Source organism: Candidatus Pelagibacter communis (assembly GCF_001179925.1).
Lineage (GTDB): Bacteria > Pseudomonadota > Alphaproteobacteria > Pelagibacterales > Pelagibacteraceae > Pelagibacter > Pelagibacter ubique_E.
In genome coordinates this window covers 37157-57013 of sequence record NZ_CVSF01000067.1, presented here as the reverse complement: position 1 = coordinate 57013, position 19857 = coordinate 37157, and the positions used below count along the sequence as shown (strand labels likewise).

Genomic DNA, 19857 nt, shown 5'->3' with positions numbered 1-19857 from the left:
ATAATAAGCGCCTTTTATAATTTAAAGATGACCTTTAATACTTAATTCTTTTTAGGAGGAGTAGCTTCTTTAACAGCTTCTTCTTTTTCAGCTACTTTTTTCTCTTTTTCAATCTTTTCAGGATCTAATGGATTTCCTTCAATTTTTTTTGAAATCACACCAGCTTTTTCTCTAATTGCCATTTCTATTTCTGCAGCAACTTTAGGGTTTTGAGCAAGATAAGTTTTCGCATTTTCTCTACCTTGTCCAATTTTCTCACCTTTATAAGCATACCATGCTCCTGATTTTTCAATAATATCAGCCTTGGCACCTAGATCAACTAGTTCACCCATTTTGCTAATACCTCTTCCATACATCAAATCAAATTCAACTACTTTGAATGGTGGTGCAACTTTATTCTTAACTACTTTAACTCTTGTAGTGTTTCCAATAATTTCATCTTTATCTTTAATGGCACCAATTCTTCTGATGTCCATTCTAACTGATGAATAAAACTTAAGTGCATTTCCACCTGATGTTGTTTCAGGACTTCCAAACATAACTCCAATTTTCATTCTAATTTGATTAATGAAAATCATCATTGTGTTTGTGTTTGAAATTGAACTTGTCAATTTTCTTAAAGCCTGGCTCATTAATCTTGATTGAAGACCAACATGATGATCGCCCATCTCTCCTTCAATTTCTGCTTTTGGAGTTAAAGCTGCAACTGAGTCAATAACAATTACTGAAATAGAGCCTGATTTTACTAACGTATCGGCGATTTCTAAAGCTTGTTCACCAGCGTCTGGTTGCGAAATTAAAAGCTCTTCTGTGTTTACACCTAATTTTTTAGCATAAACCGGATCTAAAGCATGTTCGGCATCTACAAATGCACAGATTCCGCCAGCTTTTTGTGCTTCAGCAACTACTTGTAATGCTAATGTCGTTTTACCAGAAGATTCAGGTCCATAAACTTCTATAATTCTCCCTTTTGGTAATCCGCCAATTCCTAAAGCTAAATCTAGACTTAAAGATCCAGTAGATACAGACTCAATATCCATCGCTCTTTTCTGACCTAGTTTCATTACAGAGCCTTTTCCAAAATTATCTGTAATTTGACTAATTGCTGCTTCTAAAGCTTTATTCTTTTCTTTATTTTCCAATTCTTGATCTTTTGTAGATTTAACTACTTTTAAGTTATTTTTTGTCATTTTTTGCCTCATTTCTTGCTTTTTTTATCACTCGAATCATTATCTAAATGTACACATTTTGTTCTCATTATCAAGATTTAATTTATTAGCCTTAAAATAGATAATATTTACTTTATTTTTAAGTAATCGCTATGAAGCAAACCGATAGATTTGAGCAAATTGAACTTTGAAAGAATGAAATTTCTCTCTGAATTTGCAAGTGAAATTTGAGCATTGAGAAGAAGTGAGTTTGATTGAATTACTTCTAGAGTAGTTCTGCCTGCTCCACTGTTATATTCGGCAGTAATTCCTTCATTGGCAATTTCGGCAGCTCTAACTTGAGCTTGAACAGAGTTCAATAAACTTCTGCTAGATAAATAACTAGACCAAGCACTTGCAACATTAGTCTCGTTCTGTTTAGAAACACTTTCTAAAATTAATCGAGATCTAGTCTCTAAACTCGAACTTTTGTTTAATGAAGCTAAGTTTTTACCCCCTGAATAAAATGGCCAAGTGACTGTTGCTTTTAAAGTTTCTTTTTCCTTCTCATCATATGTTGCACTAAAATCATCTGTATAAGATTTTTCTAAAGATAAATTTGCAGTTGGTGCAAGATCTGATTTTGCAATAGTTTTGTCTTTTTGTGCTTGATTAAATTCTAATTCGGCAATTTTCAAATTAGGATTATTTTTTTTAGAAAGTTCTATTGCTGTGTTGAGGCTATCAGGTAAAGGGTAATCATTAATAGAGTTTTTATCTAAAGAATTTGGGTTACTTAATTTACCGATTATATTCTCATAATTTAATTTGCTTGTTAATAATTCATTTTCAGCTTGTATTAGTTTTGCTTGTGCTTCTGCTAGTGAAGATTCAGACTGAGACACATCAGATAAAGTTATTTGTCCTCTTTCAAGTCTAATTTGATCAGTCTCTACTTGTCTGCTCAAAAGTTCAACATTATCTGTATTAATTTTTAAGTTTTCATTTGCTAAAATTAGACCTGTATAAGCTTCTGAAGTCTTGTATAAAATATCTTGTTCTTTTTTTAATAATCTAGCTTTAGCTAAATCTAAACCTATTTTACTTTTTGAGAGCTCTGCACCTCTTCCAAAATCGATTAAAGTTTGTGAAATTGAAATTGATTTAGTAAGCGGGTTAACATCGTCAATCGAAGCATCACCACCTGATTGATTTGTAAGTTTTTTTGTATCTTCCTTAGTTTTAGTACCTGATAAAGTTAATGTAGGTAAATAATTTCCTTGAGAAATTTTTAATTCTTCTTCTGAAACAAATATATTTTCCCTTTCAGCATTAAGTTCTGAGTTATTTTTATATGCTTTCATCAAAGCTTCCATAAAGCTCTCTGAATTTGCATTTGAGATAATTAGTAAAGATCCAAATAATATTATTAAAAATTTTTTCATTTATTTTTTATATACTGCACTTTTGATTTGATGATTAGCATTTAAATTAAAAGTAATTGAGGCATATTTAGGCATATATCTAAACATATTTTGAGTTATTCTTTGATAAGTTTGCATAAAATTTAACACTTCTCCCCTGCTCATTATTTTTAAATTTAATTTCATTTTACTTTTAGCCCGAAGTTTTCTTTCTTGTTTTAATCTCCATCTTTGTAACAAGCTAAAATTTTTTGCTTTAAGATAAATCAAACAATTTAACTGAGAATATAAGTTTTTGTATTTTGATTGCAATTGATGGTTAACATATTTTCTCCATATCTGTTTTTGATCTCTTGTTTTTTCCATTGAATTTATTGTTTTCTTCAAAGTCATGTTTTTTTCTGATTTTGCACCAACACACCAACCTTCAAAAATAATTACGTCAGGTTTTTTTTCTAAATTATACCAATTTTTTTTATTAAATCTGTCGTCAACAGCTTTATTAAATGTTGGTAATTTTAATCTTTTAAATTTTTTACTTTTCACTTTTTTAAAAAAATTCAGCATCATATTAATATCATGAGTTCCAGGGACGCCTCTAACCAAAAGCATAGGATGAATTTTTTTTGATAAACCTATTCTTTCTTTTTTTGTTTTATAAAAATCATCTATGGAAATCCTAAAAACCTTTAATTTAAAGTATTTTATTAAAATTATTTTTAACAAAGAACTAATTGTTGTTTTGCCTGTTCCTTGACCACCCGCCAAACCTACAAAATATGGTTTGTTTTTATAGGCTTTTTTACTAATCCAAAAACATAAAGGAATTAAAAAAGATTTAATCATTCTTTCTTTATTTTTAAATTTATCAGCTTTTGTTTCTTGAGACTTAATGAACTTTAAACAGTCTTTTTTTACCTTATCAAAGCATAAGCTGAATTGTTGCATGAAAATTATTTTTTATCTAATGGGTGATTTTGGCCATCGTTTACTGGAACATCTTTGATATCAAAAGTATTTATTTCATCTATACATCCAATATTAAATCCTGTCATGGCTGGATTTATTCTTGGATTGTGATGAGTATAAATTCCACACTCAGAACAAAAATAATGTTTAGCAACTTTGGAATGAAATTGATAAAGTTTTAATTTATCTTCCCCTTTTACAATTTTAAAATCTTCATTTTTTACCATCGACATGATTGCTCCTTTTCTTTTGCAAATAGAACAATTGCATTTTATTACTTTAGCCAAATCCCCATCCAAATTAATTTCTGCTTCTATTGCACCACAATGGCATATTAATTTTTTCATATTCGTAATTACAAATTACCTTTTTTATTTTTTAGAACAATATTTTCATAAGAAAATGTTGTAGTTCCTGTATCCCCTATTCTATAAATTCCAATTTTAATATACGGTTTATTAGGTCCATAAGGTCCATCAGTCTGTTTTTTTGCTATAGGCACGTCCAAATGCTGAATAATCAATACGTCATTTAGATAATATTTAGATGATATTCTTTTTGCTTTTTGATCGTATTTAATTTCTGCTTTAAATTTTTTTTTTTCACCTGGTTTCAAATATGCATCATAGCTAATTTGTTTGCATTTTGGTTTAAAACATTCAGTGCTATGTTGATTTCTAACTGCCCAATCTTTAGTAACTTGAACCATAGAAGGTGGTTTTCCTGATGATCTACCATCGTGTATTTGAAAAAAGTGTGAACGATATTGAGGAGCACCTGAAGTAAGTATCATTGTTTCAAAAACTGTATTACCCGTTGGCAACCTATGAGTAATTTCTTGTCTACCAGAATATTTGTAGCCGCCTGTTGGTTTTTTATCTGTCTTACATTTACCAACTTCTCCTTTATCAAGCTTGAATACGACACTATCAACTTTAAATTCTCTTTTATTAAAACTTTTTTTTGGTTTTCCATTTACAGCTAAAGCTTCCTTATCTACTAGTCCGCAAGATATTTTCCACTTATTTTGAATTTTCCATTCGTCTGCAATTACATGCAAAGACCCGAAAAATATAAAAAAGATTATTAATAAAAATTTTTTCATTAGTTCAACAAACTATCTCTGGTTGAAGTTATCCACAAGCATACAAAATGTAGTTTTGATGTTCACGTTTTGATTCACTTTTGATTCAATTACGGACTCAAAATACAACCTCTTGCGTGCATTGTATAAATGGACTATAAAAGAGAACAAAATAAGAACATGAAACTAACTATCCCTTACTATTTACATAAAGCTGGTGCTGGTTTCCCATCACCTGCCACTGATTATATCGAAGAAGACATCGATCTAAACATGCATTTGATCAAAAATGTTCCAGCCACTTTCATCATCCGAGTTCAGGGAAAGTCGATGGTCGATGTTGGTATTAATGATGGAGATTTATTGGTTGTTGATAAAAGTTTAAAACCAAAAAATTTTTCGACAGTTATTGCAAATGTTCATGATGAACTTGTGGTTAAAACATTGGTTCAAGAAAGAGATAAAAAATTTCTAACATCTGGATCCAAAGATTTTTCTAATAGAATTTTAATTAACGAAGAAGAAGATATTTTTATTTGGGGAGTTGTAACTTATGTCATCCATTCAACGTACTAAAAAACTAGCTTTAGTTGATTGTAATTCTTTTTATGTTTCTTGTGAAAGATTGTTTAATCCAAGAATAAGAAAAAAACCTGTTGTGGTTTTATCTAATAATGATGGTTGTATTATTTCTAGATCCAATGAAGCAAAAGCCCTAGGAATTAAAATGGGTGAGCCTTACTTTAAGGGAAAGGATATTATCATCAAAAATAATGTTGAGGTTTTTTCTTCAAATTATTCTTTATACGGAGATTTATCTAGAAGAGTAATGAGAACACTGAAAAGATTTAATACAGAAATAGAAGTTTATTCAATTGATGAAGCATTTATAGATTTATCTAATTTTCCAGACTCTGAAATTGAAAAAGTTGGAAGAGAAATCAGAGAAACAGTTTTGCAATGGACTGGTATTCCAACAAGTATTGGTATTGCTAAAACTAAAACTTTAAGTAAAGTTGCAAATCATATTGCAAAGAAAAAACAATCAGGTGTTACCAGTTTAATTGGCGTTGAAAACTTAGATCCAATTTTAGAAAAAGTCAAAATTAATGATGTATGGGGTGTTGGCAGACAGCTTACAAAGTTTTATCAAAAAAATGGAATTTATAATGCTAAACAACTTAAGAATAAATCTAACACATGGATTAAAAAATGTTCAAATGTTTTAAGTTCAAGAACTGCAATGGAGCTTAGAGGTATTCCCTGTATCAATTTAGAAACTACACAAACAAAAAGAAAGAGTTGCGTTGTTTCAAGATCATTTGGAAAAAGAATTGAAAGTTTTCAAGAATTAAAAGAAGCAGTTGCAAACTATTGTTTGAATGCATCTGAAAAAATTAGATCAGAGTCTTTAGTTGCAAAAGCAATTACAGTTTTTGTCAGAACTAGTCCTTTTCAAAGAGACTATGGTTATTATTCAAATGCAAAGACGATTGATTTTCCAATTGCAACGAACAATAGTATTGAAACTGTTAAAACCGCAGTTTCAATTTTAGAAAGTATTTTCAAAAATGGATATCGGTACCAGAAAGCAGGTGTTATGTTGACAGGATTACGTAATGATGATGGAAGAAAAAATTTATTTTCATCAAAAAAAGATGAAAAAATAAAAAGTTTAATGCAATCAATTGATAATACTAATTACAGATATGGAAGATCAACATTAAGTCTTGCAAGTGCTGGCGTTCATAAAAAGTGGAACATGAGAAGACAGTACTCTTCTAAAATAGATACTGCTGATTTTTATTGTCTACCAACTATAAGAGCTGTCTAATTCTTAAATTTTTCTTCTTTTTTTGGTTTTCTAAATATGATGCTATCCAGATAAACTCTTTGATCTGGTAAACTTTCCCAATCAGAGTTCCAATAACCAATAGTACGATGTCTGTAAATTCCGAATTTCATATAACCACCTGTACAAGTGTCAGCTAAAGTTTTTATATTTTTAAGATCAGCTATAACTTCATTATTTCTATAAATCTTGAATCTTCCAGTCTCATCAAGTTTCCAAAGAACATGAAATTTTAAATGTGTCCACTTACCTTTTAAGTCCTCAATTTTTCCAATAATAACAGGCTCTGACGCATAAGCTGCTTTACTTGCCCAACTATAATAATGATCTCCTTTATATTTAAAATCTTGAGCCCAAAAATGACAGCAGCTATGACATCCTTTAGCTTTGTTATCAGTATGCATTTGGCCAATTATAACCACTGCTCCTTTCTCTAAAGGTTCATAAGTTTCATCAAAGTAAACAGCGTACTCAAAGATATGTTCTCTATTTTTCAATCTCATATCACCAAGGTGAATTTCTTGTCTGCTTCTATTGCCTTTGCCATCACATTGGATTTGTGTTGTTTGTGCTTTACCTTTACCACATCCTGCGTCATCTCTATTTACGGTAACTTGGATACTTGTTTTTCCTTCATAAACAGGAAAACCATCTGAAGCTTTAACCTCTTTTATTCTATTCACTTTTTTTTCTGACATTGAAAGAAATTGTTCTTTGTATCCTTTTATATCTTTAAAAAAAGTTTTATGATTATCTGAAAATACTGTTCCAGAAAATAAAAAAAATATTAAAATAATAAAACTTAAAAATTTTTTAAACATTATCCTGTATTTTTCATAGCTGCAGAAATTCCCGCAATGGAAGTTAATAAAGCATCTTCTAAATACTTTTTATCTTTGTAATTACCATTTTTTTTTAATCTATCAATCACTATAGGTTGAATTATATTTAAAACCTCAGAGTAAATACTTCTCACGATAACGGATTTTCTAAATTCTTTTCTTAATTTCGTTATTTCAATAGGAGTAATTTTTCTATTTAGTTTTTTGATAACATCGAATTGAAATCTCAATTTTTTTCCAACACGTTTTAAATTATCATCTGCTAAATATTCCTCATAAATTTTTGAGATTTCTGGGTCTGCTTTTGAAATAACCATATCTAAAATATCCAACATTGAATTAAAGAAAGGCCAGTTTTTTTCCATTTCATAGAGAGTTTTTCTAAATTCTTTAATATAAGAATATCTCAAAGCCTCAGCACTTCCTAGCCATGCTGGCAGCATAAGCCTAATTTGTGTCCATGCAAAAACCCATGGTATCGCTCTTAGGCTCTTAATATTATCAACATTTTTTCTTTTAGATGGTCTAGAGCCAATAAATAATTTTCCAAGAGCTTTATGTGGCGTTACTGTTTTGAAATATCTTATAAAATCTGAATTTTGATTAATATTTTTCCTGTATGAATTTTTTGATATTTCGGACATTTTTTCTATTAATGATCTCCAATTTTTTTTTGGTGGGGGCGGTGGATTTAATATAGCTTCGGTTACTGATCCGATGTAACTACATAAATTATATTTTGCTAATGGTTCATAACCATATTTCTGTTGTATTACTTCACCTTGGTCTGTTATTCTAATTTTTCCATTAACTGATTGAGGTGGTTGTGATCGCAATGTAGCTTGTATTGGCCCACCTCCTCTTCCTGCAGATCCACCTCGCCCATGAAAAAATGATACATTAATTTTGAATCTTTTACTAAGTTTTACAATTTCTTCTTGAGCTTTATATTGATGCCAATTAGCACAAATTTTACCAGCATCTTTACTTGAGTCTGAATACCCAATCATAACCTCTTGGTTATTATTTATCATTTTACGATACCATCTTTGAGAAAATAAGGTACTCATAATCTTTTTTGCATTTATTAAATCTTCTAAAGTTTCAAATAATGGAACTACTCTCAATTTATTTCTAATATTCGCTTCTTTTTGCAAAAAAGATACTGACAAGATATCGGATGCAGAAGTAGTCATTGAAATAACATATGCACCCAAACACTCTGGTGGTTCCTTTGCAAGTGTATTAAAAGTCGACCAAACTTCTTTATTTTCTTTATTTATAAATTTAAAATTTTTAAGTTTATTTTTTTTTGATGTAATTTGATTTTTTAGAAATTCTACTTTGTCTTTTTCATCTAAATTTAAATAGTCTTTATTATATTTTTTCCTGTAAAATTCATTAATTAATTGACTGTGCCTAGATGACTCTTGTCTGATATCAAGCCTAGCTAAATTAATACCAAAACACTTAGCTCTTCTCATCAAATCTAATAGTTCCCCACTAGCAATATTTTCATTATTATTTTGCTCTAATGACTCTCTCACAATCCTTAAAGGTTTTAATATTTCCTCTCTAGAACTAAGTAATTTTTTTTGATTTAACGGTTTTTTGTTAACTAGATGCTGTTCAATTGATCTGTGTGTTACTCTCATCTTATCTCTTAAAGGTCTCAAAAAAACTCTATAAGGTTCAAAAGATTGTCCAACTTGTTTTTGAATTTTTTTGGAACATTTTTCCATTGAATAAGATCTAATTATTTTTGTTAAAGCCTTTTCATATAGTTTTGCAGCTTCCCATCTTGACAGTAATATTACTTCTCTTGTTACTTTAGCTGTAACATTTGGATTACCGTCTCGATCCCCTCCCATCCAAGAACCAAATTCAATTGGATTAAAATTTTTAGGTAACCCTTTATTCATATTATGAACAAATATTGAATTTAACCTTCGATAAACTTTAGGTACAGTGTCCCATAAACTATCTTCTATTATTGCAAGTCCCCATCTAGCTTCATCAAACGGTGAAGGTTTAAATCTTTTTAAATCATCAGTGTTCCAGATTATAGTAAGCTCATCAAAAAGTTTTTTATCAAGAATTTTTAGTTTTGATGGATAAATTTTCAAAAGATCTCTTTGTTCAAGAATTTCAATAATATTGTGATACTTTTGAATTAAAGTTCTTCTTTTTACTTCTGTTGGATGTGCAGTTAAAACTATTCCTATTCTTAGATTTTTTGCCGTATTGTAAATCTTATTTTTAGAAATATCTTTATTATTAAATAAATCTTCAAAAATTTCTTCTATAAATAAATTATTATTAGAAATCTTTTTTTTACTATTTTCATATTCATTTAAACTTCTAGAGGTATCAATTATTTCAGCTAAATTAATAAAATTCATGAAATGAGAAAATGCTCTAGCTAATTTAAATATCTTTTTTGGGCTCAGATTTTTTATAGATCTAATAACTTTTTTGTTTGTTTGAACATGATATGATTTAATTTTATTTGCTTTTGATAATTTCCTTACTTTTTCAACTAATTGAAAAAACTTTTTTCCTTCTTGCTGTTTGATTACTTTTCCATAAATATTTCCCAAATATTGAACATTTTCTCTAAGGAATCTTGTTGGGATTCTCTCATAATAAAGATCTCTCTTTTTCATTTTATTTTTTCAACATCAGTAATGTTTGATAGTGATTTATCAAATTCTTCCATATTTTCTCTTAATGCTAAATTTGAAATAAAATAAACTGCTATTAATAACAGTATCAATGGTATTGCGGTAATAATTGAGGCGTTACTTTTTATAAATAAAATATATAGAACAATAAATATTGATGAACGAATTAAAAAAACTGTTCTAAATACACTCATAATTGATAAAGAGTGTTTCAATAAATTCAAGAAGCTCATTTTTGATGGGCCAAAATATCTAGTTCCTCTTATAGATGGAATAGTTTTCAAATTATTTTCAATTTTTCTTAAAGAACCTGAAAAACTATTCCAGGTTGCTTTATCATTGACTAACTTTTCTACAGTTGATTTTGGTAAACAAGTAAAATTACCAAATTTAATTGATTTACCTGTGAAAGTTAATGTTAGTAATTTATGAAATTGGTAACAAAGTTTAAAAATAAAATTTTCTGACCTTTTAACTCTTTCTCCAACAATTGGATTATTATCACAGTTTTTAATTTGTTTAATAAATTCTTTTATTTCCTCAGGTCTGTCCTCTCCATCTCCATCCATAGGAATAACATAATCAAAATCCTCTTTTTCAAAAACATATTTTAGTCCTGTTGCAATACATCTTGCATGGCCTTGATTAATCTTCATATTCAAAATCTTTATCGAATGAATATTTGCATAATCATTATTTTCATTATTTCGATCATGATTTGAGGCATCATTAATAATAATGATTGAGATTTCATGATCTAAATTCGATAAATTATAATTTATTTCATCAAGAAGTTTTAATACCGATTGCCAGTCATTATAAATAGGAATTAATATCTTAATTATCATAACTTAATATTTTGAACCAATCATGCAATAACCTAGTCTATCTATTTTACCAAAATCGCCTAGACATATCTCTTTTAATATTTCTGAATTACCTACATAAATAATTCCTCCTTTGGGATTTAACTTATTTATATTATCTTTAAGATCTAAAAACCATTTAGGCCTTGAAGGTAAGTGATATGATAAATTTCCAGCATACCATTCATCTCCTACGACATACATAATTTCATTTGAAAAATTCTTATTCCATCTTCTTTCAACAAGCTCTGATATTTCTTTTCCAAAATAGTCAGTTCTCTTATTAGTCTCTTTAATTGAAATATATGCATATAATGCTGGTGATAAAAAAAATAAAAAAATAAATCCATATAAAAAATTTTTAATTTTCTTTAAGTTAATTTTTGATTGAAAAACATAAACAGCAAATAAACCAAAAAATAAATAAAATGGTGTCATCCACATAGTTCTAATTCTAGAACCAGTTATCACCGAAGTAATTAACATTAAAATGATGGGCATGAAATTTACAAAAGTAAGAAAAATTAATTTTTTATCTTTAATATTAAATTTAAATCTTATTTTTTTAACAAGTAAAAAAACTAAAACAAAAAAAGGAATCAATAAACCGATTTGTTTTATAATAAATAATAAAGGATATTTAATGTGATCAATAAAGGTGGACTGTTCAAGTCCAGTTCTTTTTAATCCATATGATATGGTCACATAATCATTATTATTCAACCAAATCAAATGTGGGATTAAAATTACAATAAAAATTTCAAATATTATTAGATACTTAAAGTCAAATTTTTTAATCTTTTTAAAAATTAAATAAATGAATAAGAAAAAAACAGATAGTAATAAATATAAAAATAAATACTTTGATAAAAATCCAATTGCACCAAAAAGTCCCAAAAAAATACAATCTAAAACGCTAATATGATTTTTATTATAAATTTTCCAAGAATAATAAACTACCATTGCCCAAAATGGTAATTGACAAACATTCACGTTAAATTCAGGAGTTGTGAAATTATAAAAATAAATTGACTCTAACAAAAGAACCGACATCAAACTTAATAATGAATTTTTAAAAATTTCATTTGATAATTTAAACACATAAAAAAATGCTATTATTACAAATATCTGGCTTAATAAATAATAAGCCCAATCTTGTGGACCAAATATTCGATAAAACATTTCTGTAAAGAAGGCACTTCCCGGTGGATGTTTATTAAAACCCCAATCAAGATTACTCCCCCACGCTAAAGCCTCAATTAAATCCAAGGGTAAGTTATTATTTGTGAGTGATGGAACAGATGTCCAAATAATTAAATGAGAAAAGATAAAAATTAAAAAAATATTATTAATATTTCTTTTAAAACCATCCATAATTTAACATTTACATTAATTCACCTTACTTGACACCATAATTTTGCTGAATATACTCCGCCGCTGTTATTTTATTACCATGCCTAAAACATCAAAAGTAAAAAAAAAAGTTGTTAAAACAAAACCAAAAAAATCAACTAAATCTAAAGAAATCAAAAAAGGACCATTAAAAATTTCTAAAACTTATATTCCCAAAGATACTGAAAAATATATGTCAGAAAAACATAAAATATATTTTAGAATAAAATTACAAGAATGGAGAAAAGAATTGGTCAAGGCTAACAATGAAGCTTTATATAATGGAAGTATGGATGATAACAGTATCTCAGCAGATATTGTTGACCAAGCTAGCTCATATACTGACAAAAATGTAGAAATGAAAGCAATTAATAGACAAATCAAATTAATTTCTGAAATTGATAAAGCTCTTATGAGAATCAAGGACGATACTTATGGATATTGTCTGGATACTGCTGAACCAATAGGTTTGAAAAGATTAATGGCAAGACCTATTGCTAAATATACAATTGCTGCTCAAGAAAAACATGAAAAAAATGAGAAAGTTCATGCCGATGACTAAAAAAAGAAAAAAAAATACTCGAGTTGGAAATCCAATTACATATAATTTCACAAAAAAATATATTTATTATTATTATGCTTTTTTTTGGATATTGTTATTAATATTTGTGTTTGTTAAATGAATAAACAAATTCTTCTTATAATCATTATAGTTCTTGCTATTGAACTATCAGGTTATGGAATTTTAAGTTCATTTCTCAGATTAATTAATCCATAGAATTAATTTGCATCAAGAACAGCATGTAGAAATTGTTTTGTCCTTTCATTTTGAGGATTTCCAAATAATTCTTCGGGGGGTCCCTGCTCAAAAATTTTTCCTTCATTAAAAAAGCAAACTCTATCGGAAATCTCTCTAGCAAATCCCATTTGGTGCGTAACCATTATCATAGTTAAATTATGTTCTTTATTTAAAGACCTAATAACATTCAAAACTTCTCCAACAACTTCTGGATCCAACGCTGAGGTAATTTCGTCTAAAAGCATTACCTTGGGTCTCATAGCAAGTGCTCTTGCAATGGCTACTCTTTGCTGTTGACCACCTGACAATCTACTTGGGTGTTGATCTTTCTTATCTGTCAAACCAACAAGTTCTAATAATTCTAAAGCTCTTTCTTTTGCCTCTTCTTTCTTCATGCCCAATACCTCAACTGGAGCTTCAATGCAGTTTTGTAAAGCTGTCATATGTGGAAACAAATTAAATTGTTGAAACACCATACCTATTTTTGACCTTCTCTCTCTTAAGTATTTTTCATTTGCCTCAACTATGTTTCCATTTGAATTCATGTGTGTTAAAGGTTCTCCGTCTAAATGGATTACCCCACCATTTATCTTTTCCAAGGTCATTAAAACTCTTAACACTGTTGTTTTTCCTGAACCAGATGGGCCTATAATTGAAACCATTTCGTTTTTTTTAATTTCAAGATTAAGTTTATCTAATACAACTAGATCACCGTATTGTTTGGTTACATCATCAAACTTAACTATAATTTCATCTGTATTATTTTTTGCCATAACCTATTTCTTAATTTTTCCTTGAGATATATTAACATCTCTTTCAAGTTTTCTAACCCACATAGCTGCAGGTATCGATAACGTTAAAAATATAATACCTACTAAAGTATAAGGTTCTAAATATCTATAATTATAACCACCAACTGCTGTGGCTGCATGGAATAATTCCGCTACACCAATTGTTGATAAAAGAGGTGTATCTTTAAATATTCCAACCAAATAATTTCCCATTCCAGGTATGGCTATAGGAAATGCTTGAGGAAGGACTATCCTTCTATACGTATAAATTGTAGAAAAATTTAAAGCCCTACAAGCTTCCCATTGAGTCTTTGAAACTCCTTCAAGTGCTCCTCGATATACCTCTGACATATATGTTCCAAAGTGAAGACCAATAGTAATCATTCCACATACCCAGGCAGATAAAGTAATACCGAACTGCGGTAATACAAAATATACAAAAAATAATTGAATTAATAATGGAGTCGATCTTATAAATTCAACTATTTCTCTATTAACCCAATTAAATATTTTTGAAGGTGTTCTTTGTGCTAATAAAAAAAATAATCCAACAATCAAGGCGATTGCATAACCTACACCAGCTGCAAGAATAGTATTAAGTGTTGCAATTGCCATTTGAGGCAATATTTCATAAGTAAAATCCCATCTCCAACCCATTTCCATGATTTAAATTTTCTCCTTTCCAACTTTTCTAGCTGCTAAAACTTCCAACCATCTTAAAAATGGGACCAATGCAAATCTAGCCATTATGTAATAAATAAGTAATGCTGTTCCAAAACATTGTGCAGATAACCATGTTATAGAGTTAATTTGTTTTGCTTCAAAAGTAAGATCAACCACAGTAACTAATGCTACCAATGCAGTGGCTTTTAATAACTCTACAGTTAAATTTGCAGCAGGTGGTAATATTATTGGGAATATTTGAGGAATAATAATTCTTTTAATTCTTTTCGCTGGAGTAAAATTTAATGAATGAGCTGCCTCCCATTGCCCTTTAGGTACTGCTAATATTCCAGCTCTAACTATTTCTGCACCATAAGCTCCAAAATTCAAACCCAAAGCTACAACACCTGCAGTAAAAGCTTCTAGAGATATTCCAAAAAAAGGTAAAACATAGTACGCCCAAAATAATTGCACTAAAAGAGACGTCCCTCTAAAAAATTCTATATATACAGTAGCTGTGCCTTGTATTACCGGATTTTTGGAAAGCCTCATTAGGCCAAATATCATAGAAATAATTACATAAAGAATCATTGAACAAACAAGCACCTTCACAGTTGTAACTGTCCCAAGTAAAAGAGTTATTCCATGTTCATTTAAAAATTCAAAATAAGTCAATCAAATACCTTTAAATTTCAAAAACCAGGCAACAATTAAGTTGCCTGGTTTATTTTAATAACTTCTTATTAAATTATTTAGTTGAGCAAGCCCACTCGGTAGTCATGTCTGGTGGAGGAAGTTGAGCTTTATCATACCCATACTCTCCAGCTCTTTTCAACATAGTTGCCGGGTTAGCCATAACTTTAGCTAGAGCTGCATTAAATGCCTCTCTAAACTTGTCATCAGTTTTTCTAAATCCAATTCCTACAACGTTTAAAGTTTCTTTTGGCATTAATTTTGGATCAGTTACTTCAAACTTACCATTAGTTTTCTTTTCATGCTCTTTTGCACCAAAGAATGTTTGTACTGCAACATCTGCTCTTCCAGCTTTCATTGCTGCTAAAATACCAACTTCACCTTCAACTAAAAGCATTTGACTGTCTGGCACACCATATTTTTTAGCTGCCTCTACAGTATTAAATCCAGTTCCTGTAACTAATTTAGCTCCAGTTTTAATAACATCTGCATAATTGTTAATGTTTTTTGGATTTCCTTTTGGTACTAGCATTGCATCACCAAATACTCCTATAGGATCTGAAAAGTCCATGTTTGCACATCTACTTTTTAAAATATACATTCCGCCAGTAATCATATCTGCACGGTCTGCATTTAATCCTGGGATTAATCCTGACCATTCAAAAACTTTTGTTTCATGTTCAGTGATACCCATCTCTTCTAGAACTGTTAATGCTATCATATTAACAAATCCTAAGGCCTCACCACCATCTCCAGCGTAAGCCCATGGCACTGCTGTTCCAAAACCTAGTCTTAATTTGTGTCCATCCGCAAGTCTTTCAGTAAGAGTTTTCGCACTTACTGTAGAAATTGAAAAAAGAAGCACAAGTAAAACTGTTAATGACTTAAATATTTTACTCATATTTATCTCCTCATTATTTTTAATTAAGAAATAAGTAAATCAAAAAAGATTTAAAAAGTATAGTTGAAAAATTACAATCTCAAGTTGATAAAAATTATTTTATAGAAACATTATCTCTAATATTTACTTGTCCATTATCGAGTGCGGTTAGATAAAGTCCCATATCAAAATGATTATAATTTTTTTTTAAAGATTGAAGTAAATTTAAACTATTATCATCACTATTAGGTTTTAAATTAATTGCCACACACCTTGGTATATTTTTTTCAACCTTAAATGAAATATTGTTTATTTTAACAATTTTTCCAATCCAGTTTCTTTCTTCCCATGCTTCCATACCGTCGACATGAATATTACCCCTAAATCTTTGAGGTTCTATTCTATGATTGGTTTTTTTTTCAAAATCTTCAATACTTTTATTATTTAGAAAAGATATCGAATGAGTTAAGACAGTTTTGTTTGATATTGATGTATCAAAAAAAGGAGTGTCTTTGTTTTTCAACAAAAATAATGGTTTTTGAAGAGATTTTTCTAATTCTAAAATTTTATTTGAAAGTAGCTCGTATTCACTTATTTCATCACTATTTATTGTTATAATTTCATTGTCTCTTTGAGTTAGTGTCAATTTATTATTATTAAGTATAAAATTATATTTGTTTAAACAAGGTGAATTTTTAAGAGTTAAAATCTTATTCCATTTACCTCTTCTCTCATCAAGATTTTTTTCAAATAGCTGCGCTTGATTAAAATCTAAACCTTTAGAAAATGCAAAAATTCTATCTCCAACAATTCCAATGTTATTTCTAATTTCACAGCTTTTAATAGTTTGAAATGAAATAGATTTGACTGGGCAATAATTTATTGAAGAAATAGATATGCTCATATAATCTTTTAATAATATGTCTTATCTTTCTTCAAATCAACTCAAACAGTACGAGGATGAAGGATTCATATCTCCAATAAATATTTTTTCAAAAGATAAAGCTAAAGAAATAAGAAATGAAATTGAATTGATAGAAAACAATATGCCTGAAGAATTAGAAAATTCTGGGAGATATAATGCTCATTTGATATCACCTTTATTAGACGAAGTTACACATAATTCAAAAATTTTAGATGCTGTCCAAAGTTTAATTGGCGAAAATATTCTTGTTTGTGGGACTACTTTATTTATTAAAAATCCCAATGAGAAAGGATTTGTTAGCTATCATCAAGATGCAAAATATATTGGTTTAGAACCACATAATTGGGTTACAGCTTGGGTTGCTATAACAGATTCAAATGAAAAAAATGGCTGTATGAGAATGTGGTCAGGCTCACATAAAGATAATTTAAAGGAACATGAAGAAAAATTTAATGAAGGTAACTTGTTAACTAGAGGTCAAACAGTTAAAAATGTACCAAAGCTTGAAACTACTCCTTTAATTTTAGAGGCTGGACAAATGTCCCTGCATCATCCCACTATTGTTCATGGTTCGGAACTTAATATAAGTAATGATCGAAGAATAGGTTTTGTAATTCAAAGTTATATAGGAACAAATGTCAAACAAGTTCTAGGTAAAAACAGTGTCCAACTAGCAAGAGGAGTAGATGAATTTAATTATCATGAAAAAATTGGACGACCAAAAAAACTATTAGATGAGAATGATATTAAATTAAAAAAAAAAGAAAATAATAATCTTCAAGAAATTTTTTATAAAGGTTCTGATAAAAAAGGTAAGTTCTAATTAAGGTTTTGGAATAACTAAACCCTTTTTAAAAAAGTCATAACCTTTAATAACAGCTTCACGATTAGCAATATCTAAATACCACCTAGATAAATTTTTATATTTTTTTAGTCCTATGTCATGCCATTCATGTCGTGCTATCCATGGCCAAGTTGCAATATCTGCTATTGAATACTTCTTTCCTGCTAAATATTTAGAATTTGCTAATCGATCATCAAGATCTTGGTAAATTTTTTTTGTAATTTTAAAGTATCTTTCCTCACCAAAATTACTCTTACCAGGATTATAATGATGAAATTGATGGTGCTGACCAATCATGGGCCCTATATATCCTATTTGAGCCATTAGCCATTGATTAATTTTTAATCGATCTTCTTTATCGTAAAATTTTTTACTTTTTTCTGCTAGGTATATTAAAATTGCACCTGACTCAAAAACAGTTTCATTTACGTCATGATCTTTTATAACTGGAATTTTACTAAAAGGACTAATCTTAATAAATTCAGGTTTAAATTGTTCTCCACTCGAAATATCAATTTTAGTTAATTTATATTCATAACTAATTTCCTCAAGCATAATACTAATTTTTTTACCATTGGGTGTGTCAGCAGAAAATAGTTCAATCACTTTTTACACCAAGTCGATCTTTGATGGTCTTAGATGAGGTTGTAAATTCAAATCTATATTTTTCATTTGGTCTTGCTAACTTAAAGCATGCTCTTGCGGCCAAAGCACCCTCGTGAAAACCAGATAAAATAAGTTTTAATTTTCCAGGATAAGTGCAAATGTCTCCTACAGCGTAAATTCCTTTTTGATTTGTTTCAAATTTTTCAGTATCTACCTCAATAGTTTTTTTATTAATATTTAAGCCCCATTTTGCTATTGGGCCAAGCTGCATAATCAAACCAAAAAATCCTAAAACGTAATCAGTTTTTATATTTTTAATTTCTTCATTATCATGTTTAATATCTATGCCCTCAAGTTTTCCATTTCCTTTTACTCCGGCCATTTGATATTTGGTAAATAAATTTATTTTACCAGTCTTTTTAAGCTCATGAACCTTATCTACAGTTGCCTGAGCAGCTCTAAACTCATCTCTTCTATGAACCAAATTTACAGTCGAATTTTTTGATAATTCGACTGCCCAGTCTAAAGCACTATCTCCTCCTCCAAAAATAGTAACATTTTTTCCTTTAAATATATTTTTGTCCTTTACTGAATAAAATATTGATTTATTTTCAAATTTTTCACATTCTTTTGGGGCAAATTTTCTTGGTTCAAATGAACCTACCCCTCCAGCAATAATAACATTAGGGGTTGAAAAAGATTTGCCATTATTTGTTTTTACTATCCAATTACTATTATCTTTTTTTACTTCATCTACTCTTTCATTTAAATGAAATTTAATATCAAAAGGCTTTAGCTGATTGATTAAGTTATTTGTTAATTCTTCTCCTGTACATTCTGGTACTGCAGGAATATCGTAAATGGGTTTATCAGGATAAAGTTCAATACATTGTCCACCAATTTTATCTAAATTATCTACGATCTCACAATCTAACCCAATCAATTTTAATTGGTGAGCTGTAAATAATCCTGTAGGACCAGCTCCTATGATTAATGCATCTGTTTTATTCATTTAACCTTGTTTCGATGGTATATTTACAATTAAACCATCTAAATCATCTGAGACAATAAGTTGGCAACTTAATCTACTATTTTTTTTTGGTTCAAATGCCATATCTAACATATCTTCTTCACCATCTTCTTTTTTTGGAAGTTTATCTAACCATTCTTCTTTGACGTAAACATGGCAAGTCGCACATGCCATGCCCCCACCACAATCAGCGTCAATTCCAGGAACATCATTTTGAATAGCTCCTTCCATAACTGTTAATCCATTTTGCACATTTAATGTGTGATTTTGATTATCGTGCGTTATGTAAGTAATTTTAGCCATGAAATATATATAAGCTTATAAAAAAATAGGGCAAGTATGTAAAAACATACTCGCCCTAAAAT

The 19857-nt window shown here is 29.2% G+C and carries 21 protein-coding genes; 4 read left to right on the top strand and 17 right to left on the bottom strand.

Annotation, left to right across the window (positions count from 1 at the left end):
• Positions 1–41: 41 nt before the first annotated feature.
• The 5 genes from recA to AMN70_RS04615 form a co-directional block, all read right to left on the bottom strand.
• Entirely contained in the window at positions 42–1190 is a 1149-nt protein-coding gene (gene recA, locus AMN70_RS04635; protein WP_075502233.1) for a recombinase RecA, read from the bottom strand.
• A 107-nt stretch (positions 1191–1297) separates the two neighbouring features.
• Complete coding sequence (locus tag AMN70_RS04630) at positions 1298–2593, bottom strand: TolC family outer membrane protein (RefSeq protein WP_075502231.1); 1296 nt, start codon at positions 2591–2593, stop codon at positions 1298–1300.
• Positions 2594–3520, bottom strand: a complete 927-nt coding sequence (locus AMN70_RS04625) for a uridine kinase (protein ID WP_075502229.1) — start codon at positions 3518–3520, stop codon at positions 2594–2596.
• A gap of 5 nt (positions 3521–3525) precedes the next feature.
• Positions 3526–3888 carry a GFA family protein gene (locus AMN70_RS04620; RefSeq protein ID WP_075502227.1) on the bottom strand — a complete coding sequence of 121 codons (363 nt, stop codon included), beginning with the start codon at positions 3886–3888 and terminating at the stop codon, positions 3526–3528.
• Positions 3889–3896: 8 nt separating this feature from the next.
• Positions 3897–4646 carry a heparin lyase I family protein gene (locus tag AMN70_RS04615; RefSeq protein ID WP_075502225.1) on the bottom strand — a complete coding sequence of 250 codons (750 nt, stop codon included), beginning with the start codon at positions 4644–4646 and terminating at the stop codon, positions 3897–3899.
• A 159-nt stretch (positions 4647–4805) separates the two neighbouring features.
• Here AMN70_RS04615 and AMN70_RS04610 point away from each other — a divergent pair, with 159 nt between their 5' ends.
• Together AMN70_RS04610 and AMN70_RS04605 are read left to right on the top strand one after the other, a co-directional pair.
• Entirely contained in the window at positions 4806–5201 is a 396-nt protein-coding gene (locus AMN70_RS04610) for a LexA family protein (RefSeq protein ID WP_075502276.1), read from the top strand.
• Positions 5179–6459 (top strand): Y-family DNA polymerase, encoded by a 1281-nt coding sequence (locus tag AMN70_RS04605; protein ID WP_075502223.1) that lies wholly within the window; start codon positions 5179–5181, stop codon positions 6457–6459. Before AMN70_RS04610 ends, AMN70_RS04605 begins: the two co-directional genes overlap by 23 nt.
• Here AMN70_RS04605 and AMN70_RS04600 read toward each other — a convergent pair.
• Genes AMN70_RS04600 through AMN70_RS04585 form a run of 4 tightly spaced genes read right to left on the bottom strand, consistent with a single transcriptional unit; the run spans position 6456 to position 12243 of the window.
• Entirely contained in the window at positions 6456–7298 is an 843-nt protein-coding gene (locus AMN70_RS04600; protein ID WP_075502221.1) for a heparin lyase I family protein, read from the bottom strand. The genes AMN70_RS04605 and AMN70_RS04600 overlap by 4 nt on opposite strands.
• Positions 7298–9985, bottom strand: a complete 2688-nt coding sequence (ppc, locus tag AMN70_RS04595) for a phosphoenolpyruvate carboxylase (RefSeq protein ID WP_075502219.1) — start codon at positions 9983–9985, stop codon at positions 7298–7300. The genes AMN70_RS04600 and ppc overlap by 1 nt, the downstream gene beginning before the upstream one ends.
• A complete protein-coding gene (locus AMN70_RS04590; RefSeq protein ID WP_075502217.1) occupies positions 9982–10851 on the bottom strand; it encodes a glycosyltransferase in 870 nt (289 codons plus the stop codon). The genes ppc and AMN70_RS04590 overlap by 4 nt, the downstream gene beginning before the upstream one ends.
• Positions 10852–10854: 3 nt before the next feature.
• Positions 10855–12243 (bottom strand): glycosyltransferase family 39 protein, encoded by a 1389-nt coding sequence (locus AMN70_RS04585; protein WP_075502215.1) that lies wholly within the window; start codon positions 12241–12243, stop codon positions 10855–10857.
• A gap of 79 nt (positions 12244–12322) precedes the next feature.
• Here AMN70_RS04585 and AMN70_RS04580 point away from each other — a divergent pair, with 79 nt between their 5' ends.
• Positions 12323–12823 carry a TraR/DksA family transcriptional regulator gene (locus tag AMN70_RS04580; RefSeq protein WP_075502213.1) on the top strand — a complete coding sequence of 167 codons (501 nt, stop codon included), beginning with the start codon at positions 12323–12325 and terminating at the stop codon, positions 12821–12823.
• Between the two features lie 218 nt (positions 12824–13041).
• Here AMN70_RS04580 and ehuA read toward each other — a convergent pair whose 3' ends face one another.
• The 5 genes from ehuA to AMN70_RS04555 all read right to left on the bottom strand — a co-directional run bounded on the left by ehuA (position 13042) and on the right by AMN70_RS04555 (position 16991).
• The gene (ehuA, locus tag AMN70_RS04575; RefSeq protein WP_075502211.1) at positions 13042–13833 is read right to left on the bottom strand and encodes an ectoine/hydroxyectoine ABC transporter ATP-binding protein EhuA; all 792 of its coding nucleotides are present in this window, start codon (positions 13831–13833) and stop codon (positions 13042–13044) included.
• A 3-nt stretch (positions 13834–13836) separates the two neighbouring features.
• A complete protein-coding gene (ehuD, locus tag AMN70_RS04570; protein WP_075502209.1) occupies positions 13837–14514 on the bottom strand; it encodes an ectoine/hydroxyectoine ABC transporter permease subunit EhuD in 678 nt (225 codons plus the stop codon).
• Between the two features lie 3 nt (positions 14515–14517).
• Positions 14518–15189 (bottom strand): ectoine/hydroxyectoine ABC transporter permease subunit EhuC, encoded by a 672-nt coding sequence (gene ehuC / locus AMN70_RS04565; protein ID WP_075502207.1) that lies wholly within the window; start codon positions 15187–15189, stop codon positions 14518–14520.
• 73 nt (positions 15190–15262) lie between these two features.
• Positions 15263–16108, bottom strand: coding sequence for a transporter substrate-binding domain-containing protein (locus AMN70_RS04560; RefSeq protein WP_075502205.1), 846 nt, complete (start codon positions 16106–16108; stop codon positions 15263–15265).
• Between the two features lie 94 nt (positions 16109–16202).
• Positions 16203–16991, bottom strand: a complete 789-nt coding sequence (locus AMN70_RS04555) for an MOSC domain-containing protein (RefSeq protein WP_075502202.1) — start codon at positions 16989–16991, stop codon at positions 16203–16205.
• Between the two features lie 16 nt (positions 16992–17007).
• On the opposite strand from AMN70_RS04555, the gene AMN70_RS04550 reads away from it, so the two are divergent.
• Positions 17008–17835, top strand: a complete 828-nt coding sequence (locus AMN70_RS04550) for a phytanoyl-CoA dioxygenase family protein (RefSeq protein ID WP_075502200.1) — start codon at positions 17008–17010, stop codon at positions 17833–17835.
• On the opposite strand, the gene AMN70_RS04545 is transcribed toward AMN70_RS04550, so the two are convergent.
• From AMN70_RS04545 to AMN70_RS04535, 3 genes are read right to left on the bottom strand one after another with little or no spacing between them, the layout of a single operon-like run.
• A complete protein-coding gene (locus tag AMN70_RS04545; RefSeq protein WP_075502198.1) occupies positions 17836–18462 on the bottom strand; it encodes a glutathione binding-like protein in 627 nt (208 codons plus the stop codon).
• Entirely contained in the window at positions 18455–19474 is a 1020-nt protein-coding gene (locus tag AMN70_RS04540; RefSeq protein WP_075502196.1) for an NAD(P)/FAD-dependent oxidoreductase, read from the bottom strand. The genes AMN70_RS04545 and AMN70_RS04540 overlap by 8 nt, the downstream gene beginning before the upstream one ends.
• The gene (locus AMN70_RS04535) at positions 19475–19795 is read right to left on the bottom strand and encodes a 2Fe-2S iron-sulfur cluster-binding protein (protein ID WP_075502194.1); all 321 of its coding nucleotides are present in this window, start codon (positions 19793–19795) and stop codon (positions 19475–19477) included.
• Positions 19796–19857: the final 62 nt, after the last annotated feature.